Below are 26,388 nucleotides of genomic sequence, written 5' to 3' on the forward strand. Positions count from 1 at the left end.
CACCCCGCTGACCAGGGGGTCGGCGTCGCCCGGTATCCCCGGACGACCCGACCTCCTGGTCAGCTCGCGCTGGAGCGGCGGGGCGCCGGCGCGATGAACCGCGGCGAGTCCGCCGCGAGATCCGGATGCTCCACGTCCAGGGCCAGCTCGGCGGCGTCCTCGATGGGCAGCTCGGCGCCCGCCGCGTACGCCGCCTCGAACGCCTCGTCGCCCAGCGCGCGCCGCAGCTCCGTCTGCTGGTGAAGCCAGTACGGCCCGTAGATGCCCGGCGTCGCCCGCAGGTACGCCCGGGTGGCGTGGGCCGCCCCGAAGAGCCGGGCCGCGATCAGCAGGTCCCCGCCCAGCGCGCAACGCACCGCGATCGCGTTCAACGTGTCGCAGGCCCGCCCCAGATAGCCGTGGCTCATCCGGGACCGGAACGCCACCAGCAGGTGCTCGTGCGCGGCGACCAGATCACCCCGGGCCAGCGCCACCATGCCGAGCAGCATGTCCACCGACCGGCGGCCCCGCTCGACCGGACGGACCGCCTCCACCGGACGGGCCGCGCCGAGCAGCTCGGCCGCCTCGTCCAGCGCCCCCCGGCGCCAGAGCAGCTCGGCGAGGTTGTAGACGGCGCGCAGCGCATCCGAGACGACGTCCTGCGCGGACGCCCAGTCGATCACCTCACGGCAGACCCGTTCGGCCTCGGCGAACTGTCCCATGTCGACCAGCGGCCCGGCCCGCCCGGCCAACACCCGGGCCAGCAGCCCCAGGTCGCCGGCCTGCCGGGCGGCCGCCTCCGCGCGCTGCGAGTAGCGCAGCTCCTCGGCGAACTCGCCGTCCGCCCCGGCGTGCAACGAGTGCATGTGGTACGCCGCCGCCAGCTCCGCCTCCGGGATCGGCTCGCCCGTCTCGGCGATCCGGCCGTAGAGCCGGAACAGCCAGAGCCGCCCCTCACGGGCCAGCCCCCGCTCCCGCCACCACTGGTCCAGCCCGCCGGCCAGGTGCAGCCCCGAGCGGGCGCTGCCGCCCGTGGCACACCAGCGCAGCGCGGCCCGCAGCTCCCCGGCGAGCGGATCCAGCGCGTACAGGGAGAGGGTGACCGGACGACCGTCCGGGCCCAGGTGCGCCCGTTCCAGCGCGTGCCGGGACCAGGCCACGTGCCGGTCCCGGGCGGTCCGTTCCTCACCGGCCTCGACCAGCCGGCGGGCCGCGTACGCCCGGATCGGGTCGAGCATCCGGTAGGTGCTGCCCGAGGCGTGCGGCTCGGCCAGCACCATCGACTTGTCCACCAGCACCGAGAGCGGGTCGAGCGGGTCGTCGTCGAGCAGCCACTGCACCGCGGACAGGTCCACCGGCCCGGCGAAGACCGCCAGCCAGCGCAGCAGCCGGGCCGAGCGGGCCCCCAGCGTCCGGTAGGACCAGGTGACCGTGGCCTGCATGGTCAGGTGGCGCTCGCTCGCCGAACGCTGCAACTCCCGGCTCGCCGGAGTGACCGGGGCGGCCCCGGTGGCGGCCGCCACCAGGTCGACGGTGTCCTGCTGGTTGCCGGTCCAGGCGGGCTCCGCCGGGGGCGGCTCCGGCTCCGCCCGCCCGGCGTCCAGCGTGCCCAGCATGTCGTCGAGCCGCTCGGCGAGCTGACCGGCCGAGAGCACCCGCATCCGGGCCGCGGCCAGCTCGATGGCGAGCGGCAGCCCGTCCAGCCGGCGGACCACCCGCCGCAGGTCGGCCTGCTCGGCGGCATCCGGCGCGCGGCCACCCCGGGCGGCCGCCGTCCGGTCCACCAGCAGCGCCACCGCATCGCTCGCCCCGCCACCCGGGCCCGGCACGACCGACAGCGGCGGGATCCGCCAGACCACCTCACCGGGCACCCCGAACGACTCCCGGCTGGTGGCGAGCACCCGCACCCCCCGGCCGCCGGCCAGCAACCGGGAGATCACCTCGGCCGACGCCGCCGGCTGGGCGTCGCAGGTGTCCAGCACGATCAGCATCCGGCGGGCCGCCGCGTACTCGACCAGGGTGTCCACCATCGGGCGGCCCGGCTCCGGACGCAGCCCGAGCACCGCGGCGATCTCGAACGCCACCAGCCCCGGGTCGGTCACCGCGGCGACGTCGACGAACCACACCCCGTCCGGGTACGCCTCGACGATCCCCGAGGCCAGCTCCACGGCCAGCCGCGTCTTGCCGGCGCCGCCCGCGCCCAGCACCGTCACCAGGCGGTACGCCTCGACCAGCCGGCGCAACTCGGCCCGCTCCACCTCCCGGCCCACGAACGAGGTGACCTGGGTGGGCAGGTTGTGCGCCACCGCGTCAGCGGTACGCGGACGCGGGAAGCTCCGCTCCAGCCCGGGCGCCACCAGCTGGAACAGGCGTTCCCGGTCGTCGAAGCCGCGCAACCGGTGCAGCCCCAGGTCCAACAGGGACGCCCCGTCCGGGAGCGGTTCGGCGTGCCGGGCGGTCGCCGCCGAGCAGAGCACCTGTCCACCGTGCGCGGCGGCGGCCACCCGGGCCGCCCGGTGCACCTCGGGGCTGGCGTACTCGCCGTCGCGGGGCTCGGCGTAGCCGGTGTGCAGGCCCATCCGCACCCGCGGCGCGGCCTCCGGCGTGGGCCAGTCGTGCCGGGCCAGGGCCCGCTGGGCGGTGAGGCACGCGCTGACCGCCGCGGCGGCGTCGCCGAAGGCCAGGAAGAACGAGTCACCTTCGGTCAGCAGCTCCGCCCCGTCGGTGCCGGCCAACGTGTCCCGTAGCAGCCGACGGTGTTCCCGCAGCACGGGGCGGTAGCCCGGACCGAGCAACTGGGCCAACCGCGTCGAACTCTCGATGTCGGTGAACACGAACGTCACCCAACCGCTCGGGAGGTGGAACCCTGGCGACATGCGTGGAACCTCCGCCCCTGACGTCGGTCTCATGCTGCCCTATGGTCACGCGGTTACGCATCGTGAGAACGGCCGGGCAGATTCCGACCCAAGGTGCCAAAGGAAAACACCGCCGGCAAGGTACAGATCGACCGGCGAGGGGAGCCGGAGGACGGTCAGCAGCCGCAGGCGCCGCCGCAGCAGCCCCCACCGGCCGGGGCCGCGCCGCCGCCGGCCGGACCCACGCCGCCCCGGCCGGTGACCGCGACGGTGGAGAGCAGCTTCACGGTGTCGGTGTGGCCCTGCGGGCAGGACGCGGGCTGACCGGCCTCGGCCATCGGCCGGTTGACCTCGAAGGTGTCGCCGCAGGCGCGGCAGCGGAAGTCGTAGCGGGGCATGCCATCAGGGTACGACCGGGCCTGACGTGCCGGCAGGCATGGGTGATACTCGACGGGTGGTGGACGGCGAGGAGCGATCGACGATTCGACCCCTGCGACCGGCCGCGCCGCCCGACGGCGTCGGCCCGGCGCCGCTCCCCCGACCCCGCCGCGCCGGCCGCCGCAAGCCGACCCCCGCCCCGCCGGAGCCCGCCGCCGATCCCGCCGCCGCGGTGAGCGCCCCGGCCGCCGAGACGGAGGCGGCGGGCGACGCGACGCCCACCGACGCTGCCGCGACCGGCGCGAAGGCGACCGCCGCGGACGACACCGACACCGCCGCGACCGGCGCGAAGGCGACGGCCGCGGACGACAGCGGGCCGGCCGGGGCCGGCGGGACGGAGGGCCTCCGCCCGGGCCGGCGCCGCCGGGTGCCGTTCGCGCACGCCGTACGGCTGCCCGGACCCCGGCAGCTCGCGGTGGGCACGGCCCGGGCCACCCGGGCCTGGTCCCGCCGGCCGAGCGGAAGGGCCGCCCTGCCCGGCATCTTCCTGCTCGCCCTGGTCTCGGCGGCCACCGCGGCGGGCGCGCTGGTGCTCCCGGCCACCGTGCACCGGTCGCGGCCGGTGGCCGTCGACGTGACCGCGTCCGCCTCCGCCGGCGTACCGCAGGAGGGCCCGACGCCCGGGACGACCGACCTGGGGCTGCCCGGCGGGCCGCTGCCGACCCAGACGGCGCTGCCCGGTGGTCCGACGCCGACCGGGCCGGAGATCGGGCTGCCGGCCGGCCGGCCGGCGGACGCTTTGGCCGGCTGGGCACAGCAGCTCAGTCCGGCGACCGGCATCCCGGTGGTGGCGTTGCAGGCGTACGGCTACGCCGAATGGGTGCTCAGCCAGACCCAGCGGAGCTGCCAGCTCAGCTGGACCACGCTGGCCGCCATCGGGTACGTGGAGTCCCGGCACGGCTCCGCCAACGGCGCGAAGCTCCAGCCCACCGGCGTCTCCACCCCGGAGATCGTCGGTGACCCGCTCGACGGCCAGGGCGGCCGGTCCCGGATCCTCGACACCGACCGGGGGGTGCTCGACCACGACACGGTCTACGACCGCGCGCTCGGCCCGATGCAGTTCATCCCGAGCACCTGGCAGGAGATCGGCGCGGACGCCGACGACGACGGCGCGAAGAACCCGCACGACATCGACGACGCGGCCCTGGCGGCGGGCAACTACCTGTGTAAGGGCGGCCGGAACATGACCATCCCCGGCGACTGGTGGGGCGCCATCCTGTCGTACAACGATGTACGCCGGTACGCCCAGGACGTCTTCAGCAAAGCGGACGAGTACGGGCGGCTCAGCGGTACGTGACGTGACGGCTTGCGTACATTCGCGGACTGAGCCCTTCCCCCGGGCACCCGTTACCGGCAAGCTAGACGGGTGATGGTGCGCGAGTGGGACCCCCGGACCGCGTCGTCCGCCGAGATCGCGTCGCTGTTGGACACGCTGAACGCGGTCCTGGCGGCCGACCTGCCGCAGGATCCACCCTGGCGGGAGAGCTCCCTGCGGGAATACCTCTCCGAGGTGATGCCGGGTGAGCGGCGCCTCTCCTGGATCGCCCAGGACGATCCGGCCCCCGACGGCACCCCGGGCGCCGTCCTGGGCCAGGTGCACGTCCTGCTGCTCGGCGGCATCGGCGTGCTGGAGGTGCTGGTCCATCCGTCGGTCCGCCGCACCGGCCTGGGCCGGGAGCTGGTCCGGGTGGCCGCCCGCCGGGTCTGGGACGAGGGTTTCCAGTCCATCGGCGTCGAGGTGGTCGGCGACACCCCGGCCGTGGGGTTCTACGAGTCGCTCGGCTTCGTCCGGGAGTACGTGGAGACCCGCAGCGTGCTCGACCTGGGCGCGGTCGACTGGCCGACGCTGACCGAGATGGCCAGCGGCATCGGGGCCGGCTACCACCTGGAGTTCTGCCCGGGCGGCCTGCCCGACGAGCTGCTCGCGCCGTACGCGCGGGCCAAGGCCGAGGTGCGCGACGTCGACGACGGTGAGCTGCGGCCCAGCTCGTACGACCCGCAGCGGCTGCGGGACAGCCTCGACACCCTGCACCGGCGGGGCATGAAGCCGTACATCGTGCTGGCCCTGCACGAGCAGACCGGCGAGGTGGCCGGGCTGACCGAGGTGGTGGTGCCGGCGCAGCACCCGACCCGGGCCGACCAGTACGACACCATCGTGGTCCGGGACCACCGCGGCTACGGCATCGACCGGGCCATCAAGGCGCGGATGCTGCTGGAGCTGCGTTCGGCCGAGCCGGCGCTGGCCGAGGTGCAGACCTGGAACGCACAGGCCAACGAGGCCATGCTCAAGGTCAACGCGGAGCTGGGCTACCGCCCCGACCGGGACTGGTGTGAATACAGCGTGGACGTCGCCGAGCTGGTGCATCGGCTCGACGCACACCGATGACAGATATTCACCAAACGGCTGCCCGGGGGATGGACGGCGAGCGGTAACGCCCCTTAACGTGCGTTAGTTCCCGCCCACCCATCGTGGAGGCTTCATGCGCCCGCGCCGCACCCTAGCCGCGCTCGCGACGACCGCCGCCGTCACCCTGACGGCCATCGGCGTCGCACCCCCCGCGGCCAGCGCCGCGCCCACCGACCTGTTCATCTCCGAGTACGTCGAGGGGTCGTCCAACAACAAGGCCGTCGAGCTGTACAACGGCACCGGCGCCCCGGTCGACCTGGCCGCGGGCGGCTACCAGCTCCAGTTCTTCTTCAACGGCGCCACCACGTCGACGAACGTCGCGCTGACCGGCACCGTCGCGGCCGGCGACGTCTTCGTCTTCGCCGCCTCGGCGGCCGCGCCGGCGATCCTGGCCGAGGCCGACCAGACGTACGGCGGCTCGCTCTACAACGGCGACGACGCGATCGTGCTCCGCAAGGGCGGCACGGTGCTCGACGCGATCGGCCAGGTCGGGGTCGACCCGGGCACCGAGTGGGGCACCGGGCTCACCAGCACGGCGGACAACACCCTGCGCCGGCTCCCGTCGATCACCTCGGGCGACACCGACCCGTTGGACGCGTTCGACCCGGCCGTGCAGTGGGCCGGCTTCGCCACCGACACGTTCGACGGCCTGGGCAGCCACCACGTCGACGGGGGCAGTCCGGTCGACCAGCCGGCCACGGTGACCTGCGGCGGCGCGTTGACCGTGGAGGCCGGCGGCACGGCGACCCGGCAGGTCAGCGCCACCGACGCCGACGACACCATCACCGACCTGGCGGTCACCGCGGTCGCCCCAGCACCGGCGGCCGGCTCGGTCAGCCGTACCGCCTTCACCGCCGCGACCGGCGTAGGGGGCACCGCCACCGCCACCCTGACCGCGACCGGCCTCCCGGCCGGCTCCTACGCGGTCACCGTGACCGCGACGGACGCCGAGGGCGGCACCGCCGCCTGCACCCTGACCGTGCAGGCCACCGCGCTGCTGTCGGTGGGCGAGGTGCAGGGCCGCACGGGCGACGACGAGAACGGCCGCACCGACCGCTCCCCGCTCGCCCCGGCCAGCGGCAACGGCACCAGCTCCGCCCTGTACGACGTGCGCGGCGTGATCACCCAGAAGTCGCTGACCCGGTCCTCGGCCGGGGCCGACCAGTGGGGCTTCTACCTGCAGAGCCGCCTCGGCACCGAGGACGGGGACCCGTTCACCGCCGACGGCATCTTCGTCTTCATGGGCTCGTTCACCACGCTGATCGGCGGTTACGCGCCGACCGTCGGTGACGAGGTGGTGCTGCGGGGCCGGGTCTCCGAATACTTCGACCAGACCCAGCTCTCCAGCGCCTCGCTGGTCCGCAAGCTCGACTCCGGCCTGGACGTCGACACGGCGGTGCGGGTGGACGACGCGACGCCGCCGGCCGGGGCTGCCGCCGCCGACCGGTACTGGGAGCGGCACGAGGGTGAGCGGATGCGGGTCCGTTCCGGCAGCGGGGTCTCCGCTCCACGGCACATCTACGCCTCCACCGCCGACTCGGAGGTCTACGTGGTGGACCGCGAGGACCCGATCATGAAGCGGTCCGACCCGTACGCCCGCCGGGTGTTCCGGGACGCGCACCCGCTGGACGACATCCCGGGCACGCTCTTCGACAACGGCAACAACCAGCGGATCCTGCTCGGCGCCGGCGGCGTTAAGGCGACCGCCGGGGACTCGGCCGCGCTGCTGCCCGAGGCCCGCACCTTCGACACGTTGACCGAGGACGCCTACGGCGCCATCTCGTACGCGTTCAGCAAGTACAGCGTGCAGCCGGAGCAGCTGACGCTGACCGGTGGCGTGGAGCCGGCGGAGAACAACCCGCCGCAGCCGGCCAACCGGAACTCGGAGGTCGCGGTCGCCACCTACAACGTGGAGAACCTGTACGACTACCGGGATGATCCGTTCGACGGCTGCGACTTCGCCGGCAACTCGGGCTGCGCCGGGGTCAGCCCGCCGTTCGACTACGTACCGGCCAGCGAGGCGGCGTACACCGAGCGGCTGGGTGTGGAGGCCCGGCAGATCGTGAACGATCTGCACAGTCCCGACCTGGTGCTCGTGCAGGAGGCCGAGGACCAGGACATCTGTGCGGTGGCCGAAGGCAGACTGGTCTGCGGTGACACCAACAACGCCGACGGCGCGCCGGACACCATCCAGGAGCTGGCGCTGGCCGTCGCGGCCAACGGCGGGCCTGCCTACGCGGCGGCCTACGACCGGACCGGCGCGGACGCCCGGGGCATCACCTCGGCGTTCCTCTACCGCACCGACCGGTTGACGTTGGCCGAGGCGACCGCCACCGACCCGCTGCTGGGCTCCGCGCCCACCGTGAGCTACCGCTCGGCGGCGCTGCCGTCCAACGCGGACGTGCAGAACCCGAAGGCGTTCAATGCGGTGCTGCCGGCCGACGTGGACCGGTCCACCGGGGTGGACGGCAGCAACGTCTACACCCGGGCGGTCCAGCTGGCCAAGTTCACCGTGGCGGCGGGGCCGGGCTCGACCGAGCACTACACCCTCTGGGCGGCGAGCAACCACTACTCGTCCGGGCCGGACACCCGGGTCGGGCAGCGGCGCGAGCAGGCCGCGTACGGGGCCGCGGTGGTGCAGGCGGTCGAGGCGAGCGACCGGCACGCGCGGGTCGTGTACGGCGGTGACCTGAACGTGTTCCCGCGGCCGGACGACCCGATCGCCACCGGCGAGAACCCCACCCCGTCAGACCAGTTGGGCCCGCTGTACCAGGCCGGCATGCACAACCTCTGGGACGATCTGGTGGCGGACGTGCCGGCGGCGGCCTACTCGTACACCTTCAGCGGGCAGGCTCAGACGCTGGACAACCTCTTCGTCAACGACGAACTGCACAGCGACCTGGTGCAGGTACGGGCGGCGCACATCAACGCCGACTACCCGACCGACGCCGAGGGCCTGGGCGACCGGGGAGCCAGCGACCACGACCCGCAGGTGGCCCGGTTCCGTTCCCGCGCGTCGTTGAGCGTGGCCGACACCGCGGTGCTCGAGGGCGACAAGGGCAACAGCACCATGACGTTCACCGTGACGGTGTCCCGGCCGCTGTCGGTGCCGGCCCTGATTTGCGCCACCACCTACGGCACCACCGCCCAGGCCGGGTCGGACTACGACCCGTACGTGGGCTGCCGGACCTTGGCGGCCGGTCAGACTTCGCTGGCCTTCCCGGTGACCGTGCGCGGTGACCGAAAGCGCGAGGCGGACGAGCAGCTCAAGCTGTACGTGGCCGGCGTGCCGGGGCTCCGGCTGGCCGATGTGGTCGGCGTGGGGACCATCCGCAACGACGACTGACGGCTCCACCGGGTAGCGGCCCGCCGTCCGGCTCACCAGCCGGACGGCGGGCCGATCTCGTGGACCGCCCGCCGGGGCGTGGGAGGTCGCGGTGCTGCCCGGTACTTGGCCACCCGCACCTCCCACTGGCTGAGGCGGCGCAGGGCGTCCCGGACCTCGCGGTTGCGGTAGAACGTCTCCGGCGGCCGGGCGAGGCCGTACCGGTCGGCCCACCACTCTCCCGGCTCGGGATCGGTGATGACATCGAGGTGGGACGGATACCGCCGCTCCGCCCCGTCGCGAAGATCGGCACGGTCCCGCATCGGCCTGAGCACCCGACCCGACTCGTCGACCACGACGAGCCGGAGGCCGGCCGTCCCGATGATCCGGAGCAACATCGCGAGGCTCGGAGTGAGCGTGCCCGCCTCGATACGCCCGACGGTGGTCGGATGCACCTGGGCGAACCGCGCCAGCTGCCGTTGACTAACGTCCGCCCGGCGACGCACCGCTCGCACGATGCCGGCCGCCGGCCAGGGCACGTCAAGTGGCTCGGTCAGCAACGCCGCCGACCCAGCCGACTCAGGCCGCCCAGCCGGCTCCAGCGGCTCCGGTGGCACTGGTGGCTCCCCTAGCTCGGCCGACTCCAGCCGCTCTGGTGGCCCCCCTAGCTCGGCCGGCTCCAGCGGCCTTGGTGGCGCTGATGGCTCCCCCAGCTCGGCCGGCTCCGGCGGCTCTGGTGGTCTTCCTGGCCCCGGCGGCTCCGACGGCCCCGATGGCCAAGGCGCAGGAGCGGCGACTTCGGTCATGCGACCACGCTCCCGCCCCGCCCTCACCGAAACAACCCCGCATTGCTCACCTGTGGACAACCCCGGGTCTCTCGTGGACATCCAACGAACAACTGCGCCCCAAGCGGAGCAAGCCAATCACCCACCGTGATAATGACTCAGCGTTACAGCGTGCAGGGCTCCACCCCTCCCACACCGCTGCATCACTGACCCAAACCGGACAATCCACCCCCCACGCGGGTGCCACCGAACCCACCTCTTCCCGCCTTTGCTCTGCAGCCACCGACGCAGCAGTAACTGAACGTCCACCGATGCGTGGATGGCTGCAGAGCAAAGGCAGCGATGGAGGGTGGCCTCAGGGATCAGTTTCGCTACAGGGAGTGATGGCGGCGCGGTAACCACAGGCGAGGAAAGCGAGGCGCCGTCGCCAGGGCGCGATAGATGCTGCGAGAGCCCTACCTGGCGCGGCTGCCGGAGCGGACGGCATCGTCGAGGTGCGTCCGCGTCACCCTTCCGGCTCGACGACGGGTTTCCTCGGCCCAGGCAGGACAGGCGCATGGTCTGAGGACCCAGACCTTGTCCGGCGGTACGCACGCCCCGGCGGCACCTCGTGCGCACCGCTGCCCGGACTGCCGCGAACAACAGGGCTGGCGTGGCGATGACCAGCGGGACTGGCATCACGACCGCGACCACCCGGCAAAGCCGGGGCCACCAGGCCACCAGGCCACCGGAGCCACCGGGCCACCGGGCCACCAGGCAAACCAGGCCACCGAGGCCACCGGGCCGGCGCGACGCCGGGCCGCCGGGACGCCGAGACGCCGGGACGCCGGGACGCCGGGACGCCGGGACGCCTAACCACGGCAGGCAGGGCCACTGGATACGGGAAGGGCAGGGCGGCACCGGGCCGTCAGCGTCTGCGAGCCGATTGGCGGCGCGATCGGGGCAGCGTCGGTCGACCCCGAACTGGCCGGCGTCGGTCGGGGTGGGTCAGGCCGGTGCCGGGAGGCCGGACGAGGGGGCCGGGCGGAGGCCGCGGGACTGGCCTCGGGACGGTCAGTAGCGGGCGCGGAGCAGCTGCGCCGCCTCGACCGCCCAGTAGGTGAGGATGATCTGCGCACCCGCCCGACGGATCGAGGTGAGCGTTTCCAACATCGTCCGTTCCCGATCGAGCCAGCCGTTCGCGGCGGCGGCCTCGACCATCGCGTACTCGCCGGAGACCTGGTAGGCGGCGACCGGGACGTCCACCGCGGCCCGGACCGCCGACACCACGTCGAGGTAGGGCAGCGCCGGCTTGACCATCACCATGTCGGCGCCCTCGGCCACGTCCAGCTCGACCTCGCGCAGCGACTCGCGCAGGTTCGCCGGGTCCTGCTGGTAGGCCCTCCGGTCGCCCTCCAGCGCCGACTCCACCGCGTCCCGGAACGGGCCGAAGAAGGCGGAGGCGTACTTCACCGCGTAGGCGAGCACCGAGACGTCCTGGTGGCCGGCGGCGTCCAGGGCCCGCCGGACCACACCGACCTGGCCGTCCATCATTCCGGACGGCCCGACCACGTGGACCCCGGCTTCGGCCTGGGCGACCGCCATCTCGGCGTACGCGGCCAGGGTGGCGTCGTTGTCCACTCCGCCGCCGTCGGGAGTGAGCAGGCCGCAGTGCCCGTGCGAGGTGAACTCGTCCAGGCACAGGTCGCTCATCACGACGGTGGCGTCGCCGACCTCGGAGATCACGTCCCGGATGGCGACGTTGAGGATGCCGGCCGGGTCGATGCCCCCGGAGCCGGTCTCGTCCCGGGTTTCCGGCACCCCGAAGAGCATGATGCCGCCCACGCCGGCCTGGACCGCCTCCACGGCGGCCTTGCGCAGCGAGTCCCGGGAGTGCTGGAGCACCCCCGGGAGCGACGCCACGGCGCGCGGCTCGGTCAGCCCCTCCTTGACGAACATCGGCACGACCAGCTCGGCCGGGTCGACGCGGGTCTCGGAGACCAGCCGCCGCACGGCGGCGTTGCGGCGCAGCCGGCGCGGCCGGATCTCGGGGTACGGCATGAGGAGCCTCCTGTCAGCGGAACCTCAGAGCGGTCGGCCCCTGCACCTTCGAACCGCGGCGCTGCTTGGCCGGCATGGCGGCGAGCTTCTCGCGCAGTTCGACGGCGTAGGCGGCGAGCGCCTCCACCAGGTCGGGCACCGAGGCGTGCGTCGGCTGGACGTCCACCCGCAGGCCGAACTCCGTCGCGGTCTCCGCCGTCTTGGGCCCGATGACGGCAACAACGGTACGCGCGTGCGGCTTCCCGGCGATGCCGACCAGGTTCCGGACCGTCGAGGACGAGGTGAAGAGCACCGCGTCGAACCCGCCGGACTTGATCGCGTCGCGGATCTCGGCCGGCGGCGGCGCGGCCCGGACCGTCCGGTACGCGGTCACGTCGTCGACCTCCCAGCCGCGCTCGGTGAGCCCGGCGGCGAGAGTCTCGGTGGCGATGTCGGCACGCGGCAGCAGCACCCGGCCCACCGGGTCGAGGATCTCGTCGTGCGGCGAGAACTCGGCCAGCAGGCCCTCCGAGGACTGCTCGCCGGAGGGGACCAGCTCCGGCTGGATGCCGAAGGCGCGGACCGCCTCGGCGGTCGCCTCGCCGATACAGGCGATCTTGACGCCGCCGAAGTGACGGGCGTCGAGGCCGTGCTCGGCGAACTTCTCCCAGACCGCCCGGACGGCGTTCACCGAGGTGAAGATCACCCAGGCGTACCGGCCGTCGACCAGGCCCTTGACCGCCCGCTCCATCTGGGCCGGGGTACGCGGCGGCTCGACCGCGATGGTCGGTACCTCGCACGGGATCGCCCCGTACGCCCGCAGCCGCGCGCTCATCACGCCGGCCTGCTCCTTGGTCCGGGGGACCAGCACCTTCCAGCCGTACAGCGGGCGGTTCTCCCACCAGCTCAGCTTGTCCCGCTGGCCGACGCCCCCGCCGACGGTGAGCACCACCCGGCCGGTGAAGCCGAGCGCCGCCGCGACGAAGGAGTCCACGGTCGACGTGGTGGTGTACTGGGTCTCGCCGGTGCCGTCGCCGGTCACCCCGACGCCGGTGGTGCCGTCCACCCCGGCCGCCAGCAGCCCGTCCCGGACGGCGGCCAGGTCGCCGGCGTCCACGGCCAGGGCCAGCGAGCCCCGGCTGACCGCGGCGGCCAGCGCGTCGAAGTCCAGCGTGGTGACGTCCTCGACGTCGGCGGCGGTCCGTACGCCCGGCAGCGGCACGCCCGCGTAGGTGGCCACCCCCTCGGCCTGGCCGATGCCCGGCACCACCTCGAAGTGGGCGGCCGTGCGCGCCACCGCCTGCACCTCCTTGACCACCGAGTCGTGGCCGAACGGGTCCCCGGCGACCAGGTGCACCGCGTTCTGCCCGGCGCGGGCCGCGGAGATCAGCACCTTCGCCACGTCCCCCGGTACGCCCTCGGCCGGGCTGAACTCGGCGTCGGACCGGGCCTGGGCGCGGACGTGCTCGAGCAGCGACTCGGGGACTCCCCGGTCGTAGACCACGTGGTCGGCGTCGACCAGGGCGTCCAGCGCCCGGCGGGTCAGCAGGCCCGGGTCGCCGGGTCCGGCCCCGACGAACGCGATCCGGCCTACGGGCTTACGGGTGCGGGTCATTCTGTGCTCCCAAATTGCTGGGTCCCCGGGCCGGCGTGTCCTTCTTGGCCGAGGATCGAGTCGGCGCCGAGGTCGAGGAGTTCGGCGGCGAGCGCCTTGCCGATCTCCGCCGCGTCGGCGGGCGTTCCGGTGCGGGACAGCCGGAGGTCACGGGTACCGTCCGGGCTGATCACCGCCCCGCGCAGGTAGATCTCATCGCCACCCTCGCCACCGGCGAGCGAGCTGGTCGGCTCCCCCTCGGCGATAACGGCATAGGCGGCGACGGGCGCGCTGCACCCGGCCTCCAGGGTGGCCAGCAGGGCCCGCTCCGCGACGACCGCGGCGCGGGACGGTGCGTGGTCGAGCACCGCGAGCAGCTCGACCAGGTCATGGTCGTCGACCCGGCACTCCACCGCGAGCGCGCCCTGGGCGGGGGCCGGCAGCATCAGCATCGGGTCGAGCGTCTCGGTGATCACGTCGGTCCGGCCGATCCGAGCCAGCCCGGCCCGGGCCAGGACGATGGCGTCGAGGTCGGCGTCCGGGCCGAGCACCCGGCCGAGCCGGGTGTCGATGTTGCCGCGGATCGGGGTGACCTCGAGCTGCATCCCGAGCGCGTGCAGCTGGGCGATGCGGCGCAGCGCGCCGGTGCCGACCCGCGCGCCGGGCGGCAGCTCGGCGAGCGTACGGCCGTCCCGTGCGACGAGCGCGTCCCGGGGGTCCTGCCGGGCCGGCACCGCGGCGATGTGCAGCCCGGGGGCCGCCGCGGTGGGCAGGTCCTTGTACGAGTGGACGGCGAAGTCGATGGTGCCGGCGGTCAGCGCGTCCCGCAGGGCGGAGACGAAGACGCCGACGCCGAGCCGGTGCACCGGGGCGGTGGAGCGGTCCCCCGCGGTCACCACCTCGACCAGTTCGACCTCGCGGCCGGTGGCCTCGGTGAGGGCCGCGGCGACGTGGCCGGACTGGGCCATCGCCAGGGTGCTGCCCCGGGTGCCGAGGCGCAGGGGGGCGGTCATCGCGCACCTCCGGTGGGCGGGACGTCGACGGCGTCGAACGACGGGCGACCGTCGTTGTCGGACGCCACCACGTCGGGGACGGTGTCGACCGGGGAGGTCTGCGGCACCTCGAGGTCGAACAGCTCGCGGAGCAGGGCCGCGTACTGGTCGCCGCCCGGCTCGGCGGCGAGTTGGCGGACCCGGACGGTCGGCTGGTGCAGCAGCCGCTGCACCACCCGGTGCACGGTGCGGGCGACCTCGGCGCGCTGGTCGTCGCTGAGGTCGGGGCGGCGCTGGGCGAGCCGGCGCAGCTCGGCGCTGACCACGTCCTCGGCGCGCCCGCGCAGGGCCGCCACGGTGGGCGCCACGTCGGCGCCGCGCAGCCAGCTGAGGAACGCCTCGACCTCGGTGGCGACGATCCGGGCCACCTCGGCGGCGTCGGCGGCGGCCGGGCCGTCGGCGAGGATCGCCGCCATCCGGTCGATGTCGATCACCTCGACGCCGGGCAGCGCGGCGACGCCCTCCGCAACGTCGCGCGGCACAGCCAGGTCGAGCAGGACGAGCGGGCCGCGTGCGGCGTCCCGCCGGGCCGACGCCCGGGTCACCACGTCGAGGGTGAGCACCGCCTCGGTGGCGGCGGTGGCGGCCACCACCACGTCGACCGCGGCGAGGGCGTCGACCAGCTCGGCCATCGGCACGGCGTGCGCGCCGTACGACTCGGCCAGCCGGACGGCCCGCTCGGCGCCCCGGTTGGTCACGGTGAGCGGCCCGGCGCCCAGCCGGGAGAGGGTGGCCACGCTCAGCGAGCCCATCGCCCCGGCGCCGACGACCATGGCGGGCCGGCCGGCCAGGTCGCCGTCGAGCAGCCCGGCGGCCAGGTCGAGGGCGGCGGTGACCACGCTCTGGCCGGCCCGGTCGATGTTGGTTTCGGCGTGTGCCCGCTTGCCGACCCGCAGCGCCTGCTGCATCAGCTCGTGCAGCAGCCGACTGGCGGAGTCTGCGCCGGCGGCGGAGTGGTAGGCGTCCCGGAGCTGCCCGAGGATCTGCGCCTCGCCGACCACCATCGAGTCGAGCCCGGCGGCGACCCGGAAGACGTGGTCGACGGCGGCGGCGTCGTAGTGCACGTAGAGGTGGTTGGCCAGCGCCGCCGGCGGGCAGCCGGCGTGCTCGGCCAGGACGGCGCAGATGTCGCCGAGGCCACCGTGGAAACCGGACACGGCGGCGTACACCTCCACCCGGTTGCAGGTGGAGACGAGCACCGCCTCGCTGACGTACGGCTGGGCGAGCAGGCGGTCCAGGGTGCGGGTGAGGTCCGCGGGCGGCACCGCCAGCCGCTCCAGGGTGGCGACCGGGGCGGTGCGGTAGGACGCGCCGACGACGAGCAGTTTCACGTGCCGATCGCCTCCTGGTTGTCGGTGACCGCGAGGCCGCCGGGCAGGGCGGTGAGGGCGGATCCGCCGGCGGCGGGAAGCGCGGTCAACGATGCCTTGCGGTGCTCGTGGAAGGACAGGATCTGCAGCTCGATCGCGAGGTCGACCTTGCGCACGTCGACCCCCTCCGGAACCGAGAGTACGCACGGCGCGAAGTTGAGGATGCTGGTCACGCCGACGGCGACGAGTTGGTCGGCGACGCCCTGGGCGGCCAGCGCCGGGGTGGCGATCACGCCGATCGAGATCGACTCCTGGACGGCGACCCGGGGCAGCTCGTCGACGTGCCGGACGACCAGGCCGTTGATCTCCTCGCCGACCCGCGACGGGTCCGCGTCGAAGAGCGCGGCGATCCGGAAGCCGCGGCTGGCGAAGCCGTCGTAGCCGGCCAGGGCGTGACCGAGGTTACCCACGCCGACCAGTGCGACGGCCCGGCACTGGGTGAGCCCGAGCACCGACTCGATCTGGTCGATCAGCAGCCCGACGTCGTAGCCGACCCCGCGGGTGCCGTACGAGCCGAGGTGCGAGAGGTCCTTGCGGAGTTTGGCGGAGTTGACCCCGGCGGAGTTGGCCAGGCCCTCGCTGGAGACCGTCTCGTGTCCGGCGTCGGCGAGCGCGTGCAGGGCACGGAGGTATTCCGGGAGCCGGGCCACGGTCGCCTCGGGCAGGTCCGGAAGCGCCGGTACGGCACCGGCGCGGCCGGGCGCGCCTGGGTGACGGTGCTGACTCATGAGACTCCGTGCGGTGCGATCCTCGACCAGCGACGGTGGCCGGCCGTTCCGGGACTCCCGCTGGCGACCGATGTTGCTGGCTGTGCTAGCAGGGCGCGTCGGGACTACAGAGTAGGCGCTTGTGAAGAGGTGCACAAATCGCGATCTTGCGGACCGGCGACGCGCCTCCACCTGCACCTCCACTCCGACAAGATCGACGACCGCGCTTCCTCGGCGTCGCGTGGCGATTATTGCTCAATCCCGACTTCTCTGACCAATCGCGCGTACCTCGTCGCGCTGTGTCACCGGCGTGGCGAGGCGCGTCTCACTCCCGGGTAGGGAGAACCCCACCCCGGAAAGGCCGGCCCGCGGGATGGGTCCGCCGAGGTCGCGGACCATAGCCTCGGGTCATGACCGCCGTCCCGCTGGCCACCGCGCCCGCACCCACCACCCCCGCCCGGGGCCTCGTCCGGCAGCTCCTGCGCGACTCCGGCTACGTCCTGTTCGGCCTGCCCCTGGCGCTGGTCGGGTTCGTGCTGGCCGTCGCCGGCATCTCCCTCACCGCCGCCCTGCTGGTCACCACGCTCGGCCTGCCGGTCCTCGCCGGCACCCTGTACGCCGCCCGCGCGCTGGCCGACCTGGAGCGGCTGCGGCTGCCCGCCGTGCTCCGCCAACCCCGGGTCCGCCCGGTCTACCTGGCCCCCGAGCCGCGCTCCGGCTACTGGCGTCGGGTCCTCACCCCGATGCGGGACCCGCAGTCCTGGCTCGACCTGCTGCACGCCTTCATCAAGTTGGTGGTGACGCTCCCCACGTTCGTGCTGATGCTGGTCTGGTGGGCGCTGGCCGTCGCCGGCACCCTCTACGGCGCGTACGACTGGGCGATCCCGCGCGGCCCCGATGACCAGGACCTCAGCCAGCTCCTCGGGATGGGCGACGGGGCCGGCGCGCGGATCACCCTGAACACCTCGATCGGGCTGTTCGCCCTGCTCACCCTGCCGCTGGTGGCCCGGGGCTGCGCCCGGCTCCAGGGCGGCCTGGCCCGCTCGCTGCTGACCGGCGTGGCCGAGATGCGCCAGCGGATCACCACCCTGGAGGACCAGAAGCGGGCCGCCGTGTCCGCCGAGGCGTCCGCCCTGCGCCGGCTGGAGCGCGACATCCACGACGGCCCGCAGCAGCGTCTGGTCCGCCTCGCCATGGACCTCAGCCGGGCCCGCCAGCAGCTCGCCGCCGACCCGGAGGCCGCGGGACGCACCCTGGACGAGGCGGTCGCGCAGACCCGCGAGACCCTCGACGAGCTGCGCGCCCTGTCCCGGGGCATCGCGCCGCCGATCCTGGTCGACCGGGGCCTGCCCAGCGCGCTGGCCGCCCTCGCCGCCCGCGCCCTGGTCCCCACCGAACTGCTGGTCGACGACGAGCTGGGCACCGCCGCCGGGCGGCTCGATCCGGCGCTGGAGAGCACCGCGTACTTCGTCGTCGCCGAGGCATTGACCAACGTGGCCAAGCACAGCCGGGCCGCCGCCTGCCGGGTCGAGGTGACCCGCAAGGTCGGCCGGCTGGAGATCACCGTGGCCGACGACGGGGTGGGTGGCGCCCACCTGGCCAAGGGGCACGGGCTCAGCGGGATCGCCGACCGGGTCCGGGCCGTCGGCGGGACCCTCGAGGTGGACAGCCCGGCCGGCGGCCCCACCCGGATCCACGCGGAACTCCCCCGGTGACGCCGGGCGGCCAGCACCCGGCCGCCACGCCGCCGGCCCGCGACCCGGACAGGATGAAAGCCGACCAGCACCCGGCCGCCACGCCGCCGGACGGCGACCCGGACGCGCTGTGGGTGCGGGACGTGATAGACACCGGACCCATGCGGGTGGTGATCGCGGACGACGCCGTACTGCTCCGGGAGGGGCTGATCCGGCTGCTGACCGAGTCGGGGCACGAGGTGGTGGCCGCCGTCGGTGACGGGGACGCCCTGGTCGAGGCGGTCGTGGCGCACCGCCCGGACGTCTCGGTGGTGGACGTGCGGATGCCGCCCTCGCACACCGACGAGGGGCTGCGGGCGGCGGTGGAGGCGCGCCGGCGGGTGCCGCGTACGCCGGTCCTGGTGCTCTCCCAGTACGTCGAGGTGTCGTACGCCGACGACCTGCTGGCCACCGCCGGCGGGGCCGGCGGGGGCGGGATCGGCTACCTGCTCAAGGACCGGGTGGCCGCGATCGACGAGTTCCTGGACGCGCTGAACCGGGTGGCCGTCGGCGGCACGGTGCTCGACCCGGAGGTGATCGGCCAACTGCTGGTCCGCCGGCGGCGCGACGATCCGCTGGCCGCACTCACCCCGCGCGAGCGGGAGGTGCTGGCGCTGATGGCCGAGGGCCGCTCGAACACCGCGATCGCCCGCACCCTGGTGGTCAGCGACGGCGCGGTCGAGAAGCACGTCCGCAACATCTTCACCAAGCTCGACCTCCCCGCCGACGCCACCACCCACCACCGCCGGGTCCTCGCCGTCCTCACCCACCTCCGCGCCTGACCCCGCTGGCGGACGGGTCAGGGCAGGGTGTGGGCGAGGGTGACCGCCTGGGTGAGGGTGTCGGCGGTGGGGTGGCCGGAGGCGCGCAGCACGGCCGGGTCGGAGAGGCCGCCGGTGTAGAGGACGCAGCGGGCCCCCACCGAGGCGGCCGCGTCGGCGTCGTCCAGCGAGTCACCGATCAGCACCACGTCGTGGCCGGCCAGCCCCAGCTCGGCCAGGTGCTTCGCCAACCACCCGGCCTTGTGCCCGCCGCCGACCGTCTCCCGCAGCCCGTCCACCCGGGCGAAGTGCGGGGTCAGCCCGTACGTGTGCACGGTGGGCACCAGCTCGTCGTGGAACCACATCGACAGCAGCGACTGACTGCCCGGCCAGGCGGCGATCGCGTCGGTCGCGTCGGCCGCCAGCGCGCAACTGGTCAGCCCGGCCCGGTACGCGTCGTGGAAGATCCGGTCCAGCTCGCCGAACGACGCGTCGTCGATCACCCGCCCCAGCATCTCGGCGTAGTAGTCGGCGATCGGCCGGCGGAACCGCTGCCGGTGCTCCGCGGCGCTGACCGCCGGACCGCCGGCGCTGGCGAAGGCCGTGTTGGTGGCGCGTACCACCAGGTCGAGGTCGTCGAGAAGGGTGCCGTTCCAGTCCCACACCAGGTGGCGCCGTGCGGTGGTCATCGTTGCACTGTAAGGGGCCGCTCAGAGCTGTGGGGTGGTGAGGTCCCGCAGCAGGCGTTCCTCCTCGACCCGCCAGTAGCCGTGCTCCTTGCCGTCCAGCAACACCACCGGCAGCCGGTCGCCGTACTCGCGCTCCAGCTCGATGTCGTCGGTGACGTCCTTCTCGACCCAGCGATCGCCGGTCACCGCCACCACCCGGTCCAGCGCGGCCCGGGCGTCCTCGCAGAGGTGGCAGCCGGGCCGGGTGATCAGGGTCAGCCGGGCGTCAGTGGACATCGGGTACCTCCGTGCGGATCTCGGTCGGCGGGGCCGGGGACGGCACCGCGGTCGCCGGGCGGAGCTCGGTCTTGCGTACCTTGCCGATCGCCGAGTGGGGCAGGTGGTCGACGAACTCGACGGCGGTCGGGCACTTGAACCGGGCCAGGTTGCGCGCGCAGTGGCCGAGCAGTTCCTCCCCGGTCACGGTCGAGCCGGCCGCCCGCACCACGTACGCCCGGACAGTCTCGCCGGTCCGCGGGTGCGGCACCCCCAGGACGGCCGACTCGGCCACCCCCGGATGCGCCTCGAGCACCAGCTCCACCTCGTGCGGATAGACGTTGAAGCCGTTCACCAGGATCAGCTCGCCGAGCCGGTCGACCAGGTAGAGGTCGCCGTCGGCGTCGGCGTACCCGACGTCGCCGGTGGCCCACCAGCCGTCGGCGTCCGGCCCGTCCCGCCCGTCCGGCCAGTAGCCGGAGAAGAGGTTGTCGCCGCGGACCACGATCTGCCCCGGGTCGCTGCCGGACGGGTCATCGGCCAGGTGCAGCTCGTCGGCGTCCTCCTCGGCCACCGGCACGCCGTCGCGCCACAGGTCCGCGCCGTCCGGGCCGACCAGGCGCAGCTCGACCCCGGGCAGCGGCCGGCCGATCGAGCCGGGTCGGGGTTCCCCGCCGACGAGGGTGGAGGTGAGCACCGGAGCGGTCTCGGTGAGCCCGTACCCGACGTGCACCGGATGCCCGGTGACCTCGGTGAAGCGGCCCGCGACGGCCGGCGGCAGCGGCGCGGCGCCGCAGACGGCCACCCGGACCGAGGCCAGCGCCGCCGCGCCGGCACGGTCCGCGTCGGCCCAGGTGAGAAACATCGACGGTACGCCGACCAGCACGCTGACCCGGTGCCGGGCGATGTCGGCGAGCGCCCCGGTCGAGTGGAGTTCGTCCACCAGCACCCCGGTGGCGCCGTGGTGCACGACGGCGCCGAGCCCGGAGTTCAACCCGTACGCGTGGAACAGCGGCAGGGCGAGCAGCACGGTGTCGTCGGGGCCGACCACGGGCGGGGTGATCCGGCCGACCTGCTCGTGGTTGGCGGCCAGGGCGCGGTGCGACAGCATCGCCCCCTTGGGCCGGCCCTCGGTGCCGGAGGTGTAGAGCAGGACGGCGAGGTCGTCGCCGGCCCGGGTGGGGAACTCCCCGGGGTCGCCGTCACCGTCGGTGGTCGGCGGGGCGGTGTGCACGGCGGCCAGCGCCGGCAGCTCGCCGGCCGGTACCCGGTCCCGGACCGCCGCGGCACAGACCAGCACGGTGGCGGCCGAGTCGGTCAGCACGTGCCGCAGCTCCGGGCTGGTGAAGCCGGGGTTCACCGGCACCGCCACCAGGCCGGCGCGGAGCGCCGCGAGGTAGGTGACCACGAAATCGGGGGTGTTGCCGAGGGCGATGGCCACCCGGGGCGGGTGGGTGTCCCCGGGGGACGGTGGGGCCGCGAGGGTCAGCGCGCGGGCGGTGGCGGTGACCGCCGCGTCCAGTTCGGACCAGGTCAGCGTCCGGTCCCGCCAGTGCAGCGCGGCACGGTCACCGTCGGTGATGGCCGTCCGGCGGAGCCGGTCGGCGAGGTTCGGCGCGGAGCTGTCGGCTGCGTCCTGCACGATGGCTGAGTCTGGCACAGCCGGGCCCGGCCGGCCACGGCCGACGGGCGGGGCGAGGGCCGGCTCGCCGGGTTCCGGACCGGAGGAATCCTCGCCCCGCACCGGTGCGGTCGGCGGCTGGCGCGCGTCCCCCCGACGGGACTCTGTGACGGGTCGGACAGGATTACCGGGCGCGGGAACGAACCGCGGTCCGGCCGGCGGACGCGGTTCGCGGGCAGGCCGGACGGGTGTCCCGGCGGAACCGCCGCGACACGCCGAGCGATGCGAGAAGTTGGCTCCGACCTGGACTTTCCACTCCGGACCAGGTTCCGGCTGGAAAGTCAACCGCACCCGACGGACAACGGGTCCGCCAATTGCGCGACCGGGCGGGAAATACTTCCGCCCTGTGTAACGGACTTGCCACGCGTGGGTGACGTTGGCCCTATCATCACTCGGGTCGGCTCACCCCATTTGCCGTGAGTCGACACCCCTCAGCCCGAGGAGGCCCCCGTGCCTGTGAGCGCATTGGACCCGCACCTCAAGGGGATCTGCCGCCCGTCGGCACGCCCCGCAACGGCCCTGCCCGACCGGGCCGTGCCCGGTCCCGCCGCGGCCCCGCGGCACCCGGTGCCGTCTCGTACCGTCCGGATCGGGGAGGCGCGGTGACCACGTTCGGCTACGCGGAGCGCCCCGCCACCGGGGTGACCGGCCCGACCCAGCGGACCCCCGTCAACGAGCGGATCGAACCCGCCCCGCGCACCTCGTCCGAAGGGCTGTGGAGCCTCGCGGCGGTGCGGGGCGAGGGGACCCGGCGGGGCCGCAACCGCTCGCACCCCAACGAGGCACCAACGCGCCCGGCGGTGCCCGGGGGGAACGCGAAGTCCGCCACCGGCCGGCTCGGCGCGCCGTCCCGGCCGGCCATGCCGGCGCAGGGCCGCCGGGGGGACACCCCGGCACCGGCGACGCCGGCCGAGACCGAGCCGTCGGCGGCCGAGACCGCCGTGCTGCCCGCCGTACCGGCCGGCGACACGGCCGTCCTGCCGGCGGTGCCCGCCCAGCCGGCCACCGGCTACCCGAGCCGGCCCGACCCGTCGGACCCGGCGACGGAGGTCTGGGCGCTGGTCGAGCGGGCCCAGGCCGGCGAGGCCGAGGCGTTCGGCCTGATCTACGACCGGTACGTGGACACGGTCTTCCGCTTCGTCTACTTCCGGGTCGGCAACCGGCAGCTCGCCGAGGACCTCACCTCCGACACCTTCCTGCGGGCCCTCAAGCGGATCGGCAGCTTCACCTGGCAGGGCCGGGACCTCGGCGCCTGGCTGGTCACCATCGCCCGCAACCTGGTCGCCGACCACTTCAAGTCCGGCCGGTACCGGCTGGAGGTCACCACCGGCGACGTGCTCGACGCGGACCGGGAGGACCGGGGGCCGGAGGGCAGCCCGGAGGCGGCGGTGGTCGAGCACATCACCAACGTCGCCCTGCTCACCGCCGTCAAGCAGCTCAACCCCGAGCAGCAGGAGTGCATCGTGCTCCGCTTCCTCCAGGGCTTCTCGGTGGCCGAGACGGCCCGGGCGATGGGCAAGAACGAGGGCGCCATCAAGGCCCTGCAGTACCGCGCGGTCCGGGCCCTGGCCCGTCTCCTGCCCGACGGCTTCCAACCCTGACCCGTTCCGCCCCGACCCGTCCGGCGACCCGCCGGGCGGGGTACGCGCACCCCTCGACGTCCCGTGGCACTGATCACGCTTGGTGATTTCGGGACCGTCCGCCCCGTAACCGGCACCCGGCACAAACCGTTTCTCCGGGTGCGACCAGTGGTTGTCCCGGCGTCCCCCGGGCCACCCGGTCCGGCGGGTTCGGTCGGCCGTCACGGCCGGCTGTCGCTGTCACGCTGCCACCGGTCGCTGGTGACCACGACGGCCGCCCGGCCGTGACCAGCGAGAGGGGGTGCCTGCGGTGGACAGCGACCTCTTCTCCCGTCGGCGTGCCGAGCGCTTCGCGCAGCTCCTCGACGAGGCCAACGGCGGCCGCCGGCACCACGTCCGCTCCTCGGCCGACGAGGAACTCGCCGCGCTCGTCGCGGTCAGCCGGCGGCTCACCGCCGACCGGCCGGCCGTCGAGGTGGACCGGGAGTTCCGCACCGGGCTGCGCGCCATGCTGGTGGCCACCGCCGAGCGGGAGGGCATCGGCGCCCCGGCGACGAGTGCGGTCGGCGCGGCGATCGGCGGTATCCGCGGTTCGCTGCTGCCGGCGGTGACCGGCCGCCGGGCCCGGGCCCGGGGCGCGATCCTGGTCGGCGTGGCCGCCGGCGCGATCGCCCTCTCCGGCATCTCCGCGGCGAGCGAGAACGCCCTGCCCGGCGACGCCCTGTACGGCATGAAGCGGTCCACCGAACGCGCCCAGCTCGCCCTGGCCAGCTCGGACCTCAGCCGGGGCCAGCTCTTCCTCGACTTCGCCCGGACCCGCCTCGACGAGGCGGCCACGGTCCGCAACGACCGGCTCGGGTTCAGCGCGGTGCTGGACGACATGGACGCCGACACCCGCCAGGGCGTACGCCTGCTCACCACCGTGGCGGCCCAGCGCTCCGACCCGGCCGGCCTGGACGCCGTCGACGCGTTCCTGACCGGGCAGCGGCGGGCGGTCAGCGGGCTGCTGGACCCGGCGGACCACGCCGACCGGGACCGCACCCGCCGCTCGCTGGCGCTGCTCGACGCCGTCGGCAACCGGGCCGACGCCCTCCGCTCCGCGATCGGCTGCGGCCTGCCGGCCCCGGCGGCCAGCGACGCGCTCGGGCCCACCCCGTCGGCCTGCCCCGGCAACCGCTGACCCGCGGCGGGACAGTCGCCACACTTCGCCACGCGGACACCTGGCCGTCACACCCCGCCGGATACGCTCGGTGGGGAGCCCCCATGGGGGGCCCGACGGGAGGGAGGTCGCCGTGACCGGCACCCGGAAGGTGACCGTCAGCACCGACGTCCACGGGCACACCGCCGGCTGGGCGGAGACCCCGGTGGCGCCGCCGGTCACCCCGACGCCCGATCCGGCCGCCGCCGCCTTCTTCGACGTGGACAACACGATGATGCAGGGCGCCTCGATCTACTGGTTCGCCCGCGGCCTGGCCGCCCGCAAGTACTTCACCGCCGGGGACCTGGCCCGGTTCGCCTGGCAACAGGCGAAGTTCCGGCTGCTCGCCACCGAGCACGCCGGGGACATGTCGCAGGCCAAGGAGGCGGCGCTCGCCTTCGTGCAGGGCTGGCGGGTGGACGACGTGGAACGGCTCGCGGAGGAGATCTTCGACGAGCTGATGGCACCGCGGATCTGGGCCGGCACCCGCAAGCTGGCCGAGCGGCACCTGGCCGCCGGGCAGCGGGTCTGGTTGGTCAGCGCCGCGCCGGTGGAGATCGGCCGGGTGATCGCCGCCCGCCTCGGGCTGACCGGCGCCATCGGCACGGTCGCCGAGGTGGTCGACGGCGCGTACACCGGACGGCTGGTCGGTGACCTGATGCACGGGCCGGCCAAGGCCGAGGCGGTCGCCCAGCTGGCCGCCGTGGAGGGGCTGGACCTGTCCCGCTGTGCCGCCTACAGCGACTCGGTCAACGACCTGCCGATGCTCTCCGCCGTCGGCCGCCCGGTGGCGGTGAACCCCGACCCGGCGCTGCTGCGGCAGGCCCGCGATCGGGGCTGGGACGTCCGCGACTTCCGCACCGGTCGCCGCGCGGTGAAGATCGCCGTGCCGTCCACGGCCGCCGCCGGGCTGCTCGCCGGCGCGGTCACCGCCGGCCTGGCCCTGCACCGGCGCCGTCACCGGCCGGACTGACCGGGCGCGGGCTCAGGGGCCGAACGGGTCGGGGCGGCGTTCGAGCAGCTTGTGCAGCGTCTGCTGGATCGTCTCCCGCACCTGGTCGGCGAGGTTGAACACGACCAGCGGGTCGTCCGCCGAGTCGCGCAGGTGCGCGGTCGGGATCGGCGGGCAGAACTCGATCAGCCACTTGCTCGGCAGCGGCACCATGCCCAGCGGCCCCAGCCAGGGAAAGGTCGGCGTCACCGGGAAGTACGGCAGTTTGAGTAGCCGGGCGAGCGGCTTGATGTCCGCGAGCATCGGGTAGATCTCCTCGCCGCCGACGATCGCCACCGGCACGATCGGCGTGCCGGTGCGCAGGGCCGCCGAGACGAAGCCGCCCCGCCCGAACCGCTGGAGCTTGTACCGGTCCGAGTAGAGCTTGCCGACGCCCTTGAAGCCCTCCGGGAAGACCCCGACCAGCTCACCGTTGCCGAGCAGCCGTTCCGCGTCCGGGTTGCAGGCCACCGTCCCGCCGGTCTTGCGGGCGATCTCGGAGACCACCGGCATCCGGAAGACCAGATCGGCGCCGAGCAGCCGCAGGTAGCGGCGGGCCGGGTGCCGGTCGTGCAGCGCGGTGGCGAGCACCAGCGCGTCCAGCGCCACCGTCCCGGAGTGGTTGCCGACCACCAGTCCGGGCCCGTCGGCGGGGACGTTCTCCACCCCACTCACCTCGGTGCGGAACCAGTCCCGGTAGAGCAGCCGGACCAGCGGGTGGAAGACCGAGTCGGTCAGGTCCGGGTCGAAGCCGAACTCGTCGACCTCGTAGTCGCCGGAGAGCCGCCGCCGCAGGAACGCCAGGCCCTTGGCGACCTTCCGGTCCCAGTGGTCGCCCGGCCGGTCCGCGACCGCCGGCCCCGGAGGCGTCCCGGCACCGCCGGTCGTGGCGGCGCCGTCGCCGGCCGCGTCCGCCTTCTTCGCGACGGCCTTCTTCGCGACCGCCTTCTTCGCGACCGCCTTCTTCGC

The 26,388-nt window shown here is 74.4% G+C and carries 20 protein-coding genes; 8 read left to right on the forward strand and 12 right to left on the reverse strand.

The window, feature by feature from the left end; all coding sequences use genetic code 11:
* Positions 1-59: 59 nt before the first annotated feature.
* Both LQ51_RS09810 and LQ51_RS09815 read right to left on the reverse strand, forming a co-directional pair.
* A complete protein-coding gene (locus LQ51_RS09810; protein WP_046564410.1) occupies positions 60-2,855 on the reverse strand; it encodes an ATP-binding protein in 2,796 nt (931 codons plus the stop codon).
* Between the two features lie 155 nt (positions 2,856-3,010).
* Complete coding sequence (locus LQ51_RS09815) at positions 3,011-3,232, reverse strand: FmdB family zinc ribbon protein (RefSeq protein WP_046564411.1); 222 nt, start codon at positions 3,230-3,232, stop codon at positions 3,011-3,013.
* Positions 3,233-3,288: 56 nt separating this feature from the next.
* Between LQ51_RS09815 and LQ51_RS09820 the strand changes: the two genes are divergently transcribed.
* From LQ51_RS09820 to LQ51_RS09830, 3 genes are all read left to right on the forward strand, one after another.
* Positions 3,289-4,569: a lytic transglycosylase domain-containing protein gene (locus tag LQ51_RS09820; RefSeq protein ID WP_046564412.1), complete on the forward strand. Its 1,281-nt coding sequence runs from the start codon at positions 3,289-3,291 to the stop codon at positions 4,567-4,569.
* Between the two features lie 72 nt (positions 4,570-4,641).
* Positions 4,642-5,658 carry a GNAT family N-acetyltransferase gene (locus tag LQ51_RS09825; RefSeq protein WP_046564413.1) on the forward strand — a complete coding sequence of 339 codons (1,017 nt, stop codon included), beginning with the start codon at positions 4,642-4,644 and terminating at the stop codon, positions 5,656-5,658.
* A 94-nt stretch (positions 5,659-5,752) separates the two neighbouring features.
* Positions 5,753-9,025 carry a lamin tail domain-containing protein gene (locus LQ51_RS09830; protein WP_046564414.1) on the forward strand — a complete coding sequence of 1,091 codons (3,273 nt, stop codon included), beginning with the start codon at positions 5,753-5,755 and terminating at the stop codon, positions 9,023-9,025.
* Between the two features lie 32 nt (positions 9,026-9,057).
* On the opposite strand, the gene LQ51_RS09835 is transcribed toward LQ51_RS09830, so the two are convergent.
* From LQ51_RS09835 to LQ51_RS09860, 6 genes are all read right to left on the reverse strand, one after another.
* On the reverse strand, positions 9,058-9,510 hold the full coding sequence (locus LQ51_RS09835) for a helix-turn-helix transcriptional regulator (protein WP_231605669.1): 453 nt from the start codon (positions 9,508-9,510) through the stop codon (positions 9,058-9,060).
* Between the two features lie 1,332 nt (positions 9,511-10,842).
* Complete coding sequence (gene hemB, locus LQ51_RS09840; protein WP_046564416.1) at positions 10,843-11,829, reverse strand: porphobilinogen synthase; 987 nt, start codon at positions 11,827-11,829, stop codon at positions 10,843-10,845.
* Between the two features lie 13 nt (positions 11,830-11,842).
* Positions 11,843-13,423 (reverse strand): bifunctional uroporphyrinogen-III C-methyltransferase/uroporphyrinogen-III synthase, encoded by a 1,581-nt coding sequence (locus tag LQ51_RS09845; protein WP_046564417.1) that lies wholly within the window; start codon positions 13,421-13,423, stop codon positions 11,843-11,845.
* The gene (hemC, locus tag LQ51_RS09850; protein ID WP_046564418.1) at positions 13,420-14,415 is read right to left on the reverse strand and encodes a hydroxymethylbilane synthase; all 996 of its coding nucleotides are present in this window, start codon (positions 14,413-14,415) and stop codon (positions 13,420-13,422) included. Before hemC ends, LQ51_RS09845 begins: the two co-directional genes overlap by 4 nt.
* Entirely contained in the window at positions 14,412-15,785 is a 1,374-nt protein-coding gene (locus tag LQ51_RS09855) for a glutamyl-tRNA reductase (protein ID WP_046564419.1), read from the reverse strand. Before LQ51_RS09855 ends, hemC begins: the two co-directional genes overlap by 4 nt.
* Entirely contained in the window at positions 15,782-16,552 is a 771-nt protein-coding gene (locus LQ51_RS09860; RefSeq protein ID WP_046564420.1) for a redox-sensing transcriptional repressor Rex, read from the reverse strand. Before LQ51_RS09860 ends, LQ51_RS09855 begins: the two co-directional genes overlap by 4 nt.
* 389 nt (positions 16,553-16,941) lie before the next feature.
* On the opposite strand from LQ51_RS09860, the gene LQ51_RS09865 reads away from it, so the two are divergent.
* Positions 16,942-18,246 carry a sensor histidine kinase gene (locus tag LQ51_RS09865; protein ID WP_046564421.1) on the forward strand — a complete coding sequence of 435 codons (1,305 nt, stop codon included), beginning with the start codon at positions 16,942-16,944 and terminating at the stop codon, positions 18,244-18,246.
* Between the two features lie 140 nt (positions 18,247-18,386).
* On the forward strand, positions 18,387-19,046 hold the full coding sequence (locus LQ51_RS09870) for a response regulator transcription factor (protein WP_046564441.1): 660 nt from the start codon (positions 18,387-18,389) through the stop codon (positions 19,044-19,046).
* A gap of 17 nt (positions 19,047-19,063) precedes the next feature.
* Here the strand turns inward: LQ51_RS09870 and LQ51_RS09875 are convergent, their stop codons facing one another.
* From LQ51_RS09875 to LQ51_RS09885, 3 genes are read right to left on the reverse strand one after another with little or no spacing between them, the layout of a single operon-like run.
* A complete protein-coding gene (locus LQ51_RS09875; protein ID WP_046564422.1) occupies positions 19,064-19,714 on the reverse strand; it encodes an HAD family hydrolase in 651 nt (216 codons plus the stop codon).
* A 21-nt stretch (positions 19,715-19,735) separates the two neighbouring features.
* The gene (locus tag LQ51_RS09880) at positions 19,736-19,990 is read right to left on the reverse strand and encodes a glutaredoxin family protein (RefSeq protein WP_046564423.1); all 255 of its coding nucleotides are present in this window, start codon (positions 19,988-19,990) and stop codon (positions 19,736-19,738) included.
* Positions 19,980-21,611 carry an AMP-binding protein gene (locus tag LQ51_RS09885; RefSeq protein WP_197087619.1) on the reverse strand — a complete coding sequence of 544 codons (1,632 nt, stop codon included), beginning with the start codon at positions 21,609-21,611 and terminating at the stop codon, positions 19,980-19,982. Before LQ51_RS09885 ends, LQ51_RS09880 begins: the two co-directional genes overlap by 11 nt.
* A gap of 641 nt (positions 21,612-22,252) precedes the next feature.
* Between LQ51_RS09885 and LQ51_RS09890 the strand changes: the two genes are divergently transcribed.
* From LQ51_RS09890 to LQ51_RS09900, 3 genes are all read left to right on the forward strand, one after another.
* Positions 22,253-23,251: an ECF subfamily RNA polymerase sigma factor, BldN family gene (locus tag LQ51_RS09890; RefSeq protein ID WP_046564424.1), complete on the forward strand. Its 999-nt coding sequence runs from the start codon at positions 22,253-22,255 to the stop codon at positions 23,249-23,251.
* A gap of 289 nt (positions 23,252-23,540) precedes the next feature.
* Positions 23,541-24,410, forward strand: a complete 870-nt coding sequence (locus LQ51_RS09895) for a DUF5667 domain-containing protein (RefSeq protein WP_046564425.1) — start codon at positions 23,541-23,543, stop codon at positions 24,408-24,410.
* Between the two features lie 112 nt (positions 24,411-24,522).
* Positions 24,523-25,401 carry an HAD family hydrolase gene (locus LQ51_RS09900; protein WP_046564426.1) on the forward strand — a complete coding sequence of 293 codons (879 nt, stop codon included), beginning with the start codon at positions 24,523-24,525 and terminating at the stop codon, positions 25,399-25,401.
* Between the two features lie 12 nt (positions 25,402-25,413).
* Here the strand turns inward: LQ51_RS09900 and LQ51_RS09905 are convergent, their stop codons facing one another.
* Positions 25,414-26,223 (reverse strand): lysophospholipid acyltransferase family protein, encoded by an 810-nt coding sequence (locus LQ51_RS09905; protein ID WP_046564443.1) that lies wholly within the window; start codon positions 26,221-26,223, stop codon positions 25,414-25,416.
* Between the last annotated feature and the right edge of the window lie 165 nt (positions 26,224-26,388).

Origin of the sequence: Micromonospora sp. HK10, from assembly GCF_000982955.1 — a bacterium.
Classification (GTDB): Bacteria; Actinomycetota; Actinomycetes; order Mycobacteriales; family Micromonosporaceae; genus Micromonospora.

Excerpts from the sequence above, each read along its gene's own strand:
- LQ51_RS09815 (WP_046564411.1), bottom strand. The coding sequence starts at position 3,232 with ATGCCCCGCTACGACTTCCGCTGCCGCGCCTGCGGCGACACCTTCGAG.
- hemB (WP_046564416.1), bottom strand. The coding sequence starts at position 11,829 with ATGCCGTACCCCGAGATCCGGCCGCGCCGGCTGCGCCGCAACGCCGCC.
- LQ51_RS09875 (WP_046564422.1), bottom strand. The coding sequence starts at position 19,714 with ATGACCACCGCACGGCGCCACCTGGTGTGGGACTGGAACGGCACCCTT.
- LQ51_RS09880 (WP_046564423.1), bottom strand. The coding sequence starts at position 19,990 with ATGTCCACTGACGCCCGGCTGACCCTGATCACCCGGCCCGGCTGCCAC.
- hemC (WP_046564418.1), bottom strand. The coding sequence starts at position 14,415 with ATGACCGCCCCCCTGCGCCTCGGCACCCGGGGCAGCACCCTGGCGATG.
- LQ51_RS09870 (WP_046564441.1), top strand. The coding sequence starts at position 18,387 with ATGCGGGTGGTGATCGCGGACGACGCCGTACTGCTCCGGGAGGGGCTG.
- LQ51_RS09810 (WP_046564410.1), bottom strand. The coding sequence starts at position 2,855 with ATGTCGCCAGGGTTCCACCTCCCGAGCGGTTGGGTGACGTTCGTGTTC.
- LQ51_RS09865 (WP_046564421.1), top strand. The coding sequence starts at position 16,942 with ATGACCGCCGTCCCGCTGGCCACCGCGCCCGCACCCACCACCCCCGCC.
- LQ51_RS09860 (WP_046564420.1), bottom strand. The coding sequence starts at position 16,552 with ATGAGTCAGCACCGTCACCCAGGCGCGCCCGGCCGCGCCGGTGCCGTA.
- LQ51_RS09845 (WP_046564417.1), bottom strand. The coding sequence starts at position 13,423 with ATGACCCGCACCCGTAAGCCCGTAGGCCGGATCGCGTTCGTCGGGGCC.
- LQ51_RS09825 (WP_046564413.1), top strand. The coding sequence starts at position 4,642 with ATGGTGCGCGAGTGGGACCCCCGGACCGCGTCGTCCGCCGAGATCGCG.
- LQ51_RS09830 (WP_046564414.1), top strand. The coding sequence starts at position 5,753 with ATGCGCCCGCGCCGCACCCTAGCCGCGCTCGCGACGACCGCCGCCGTC.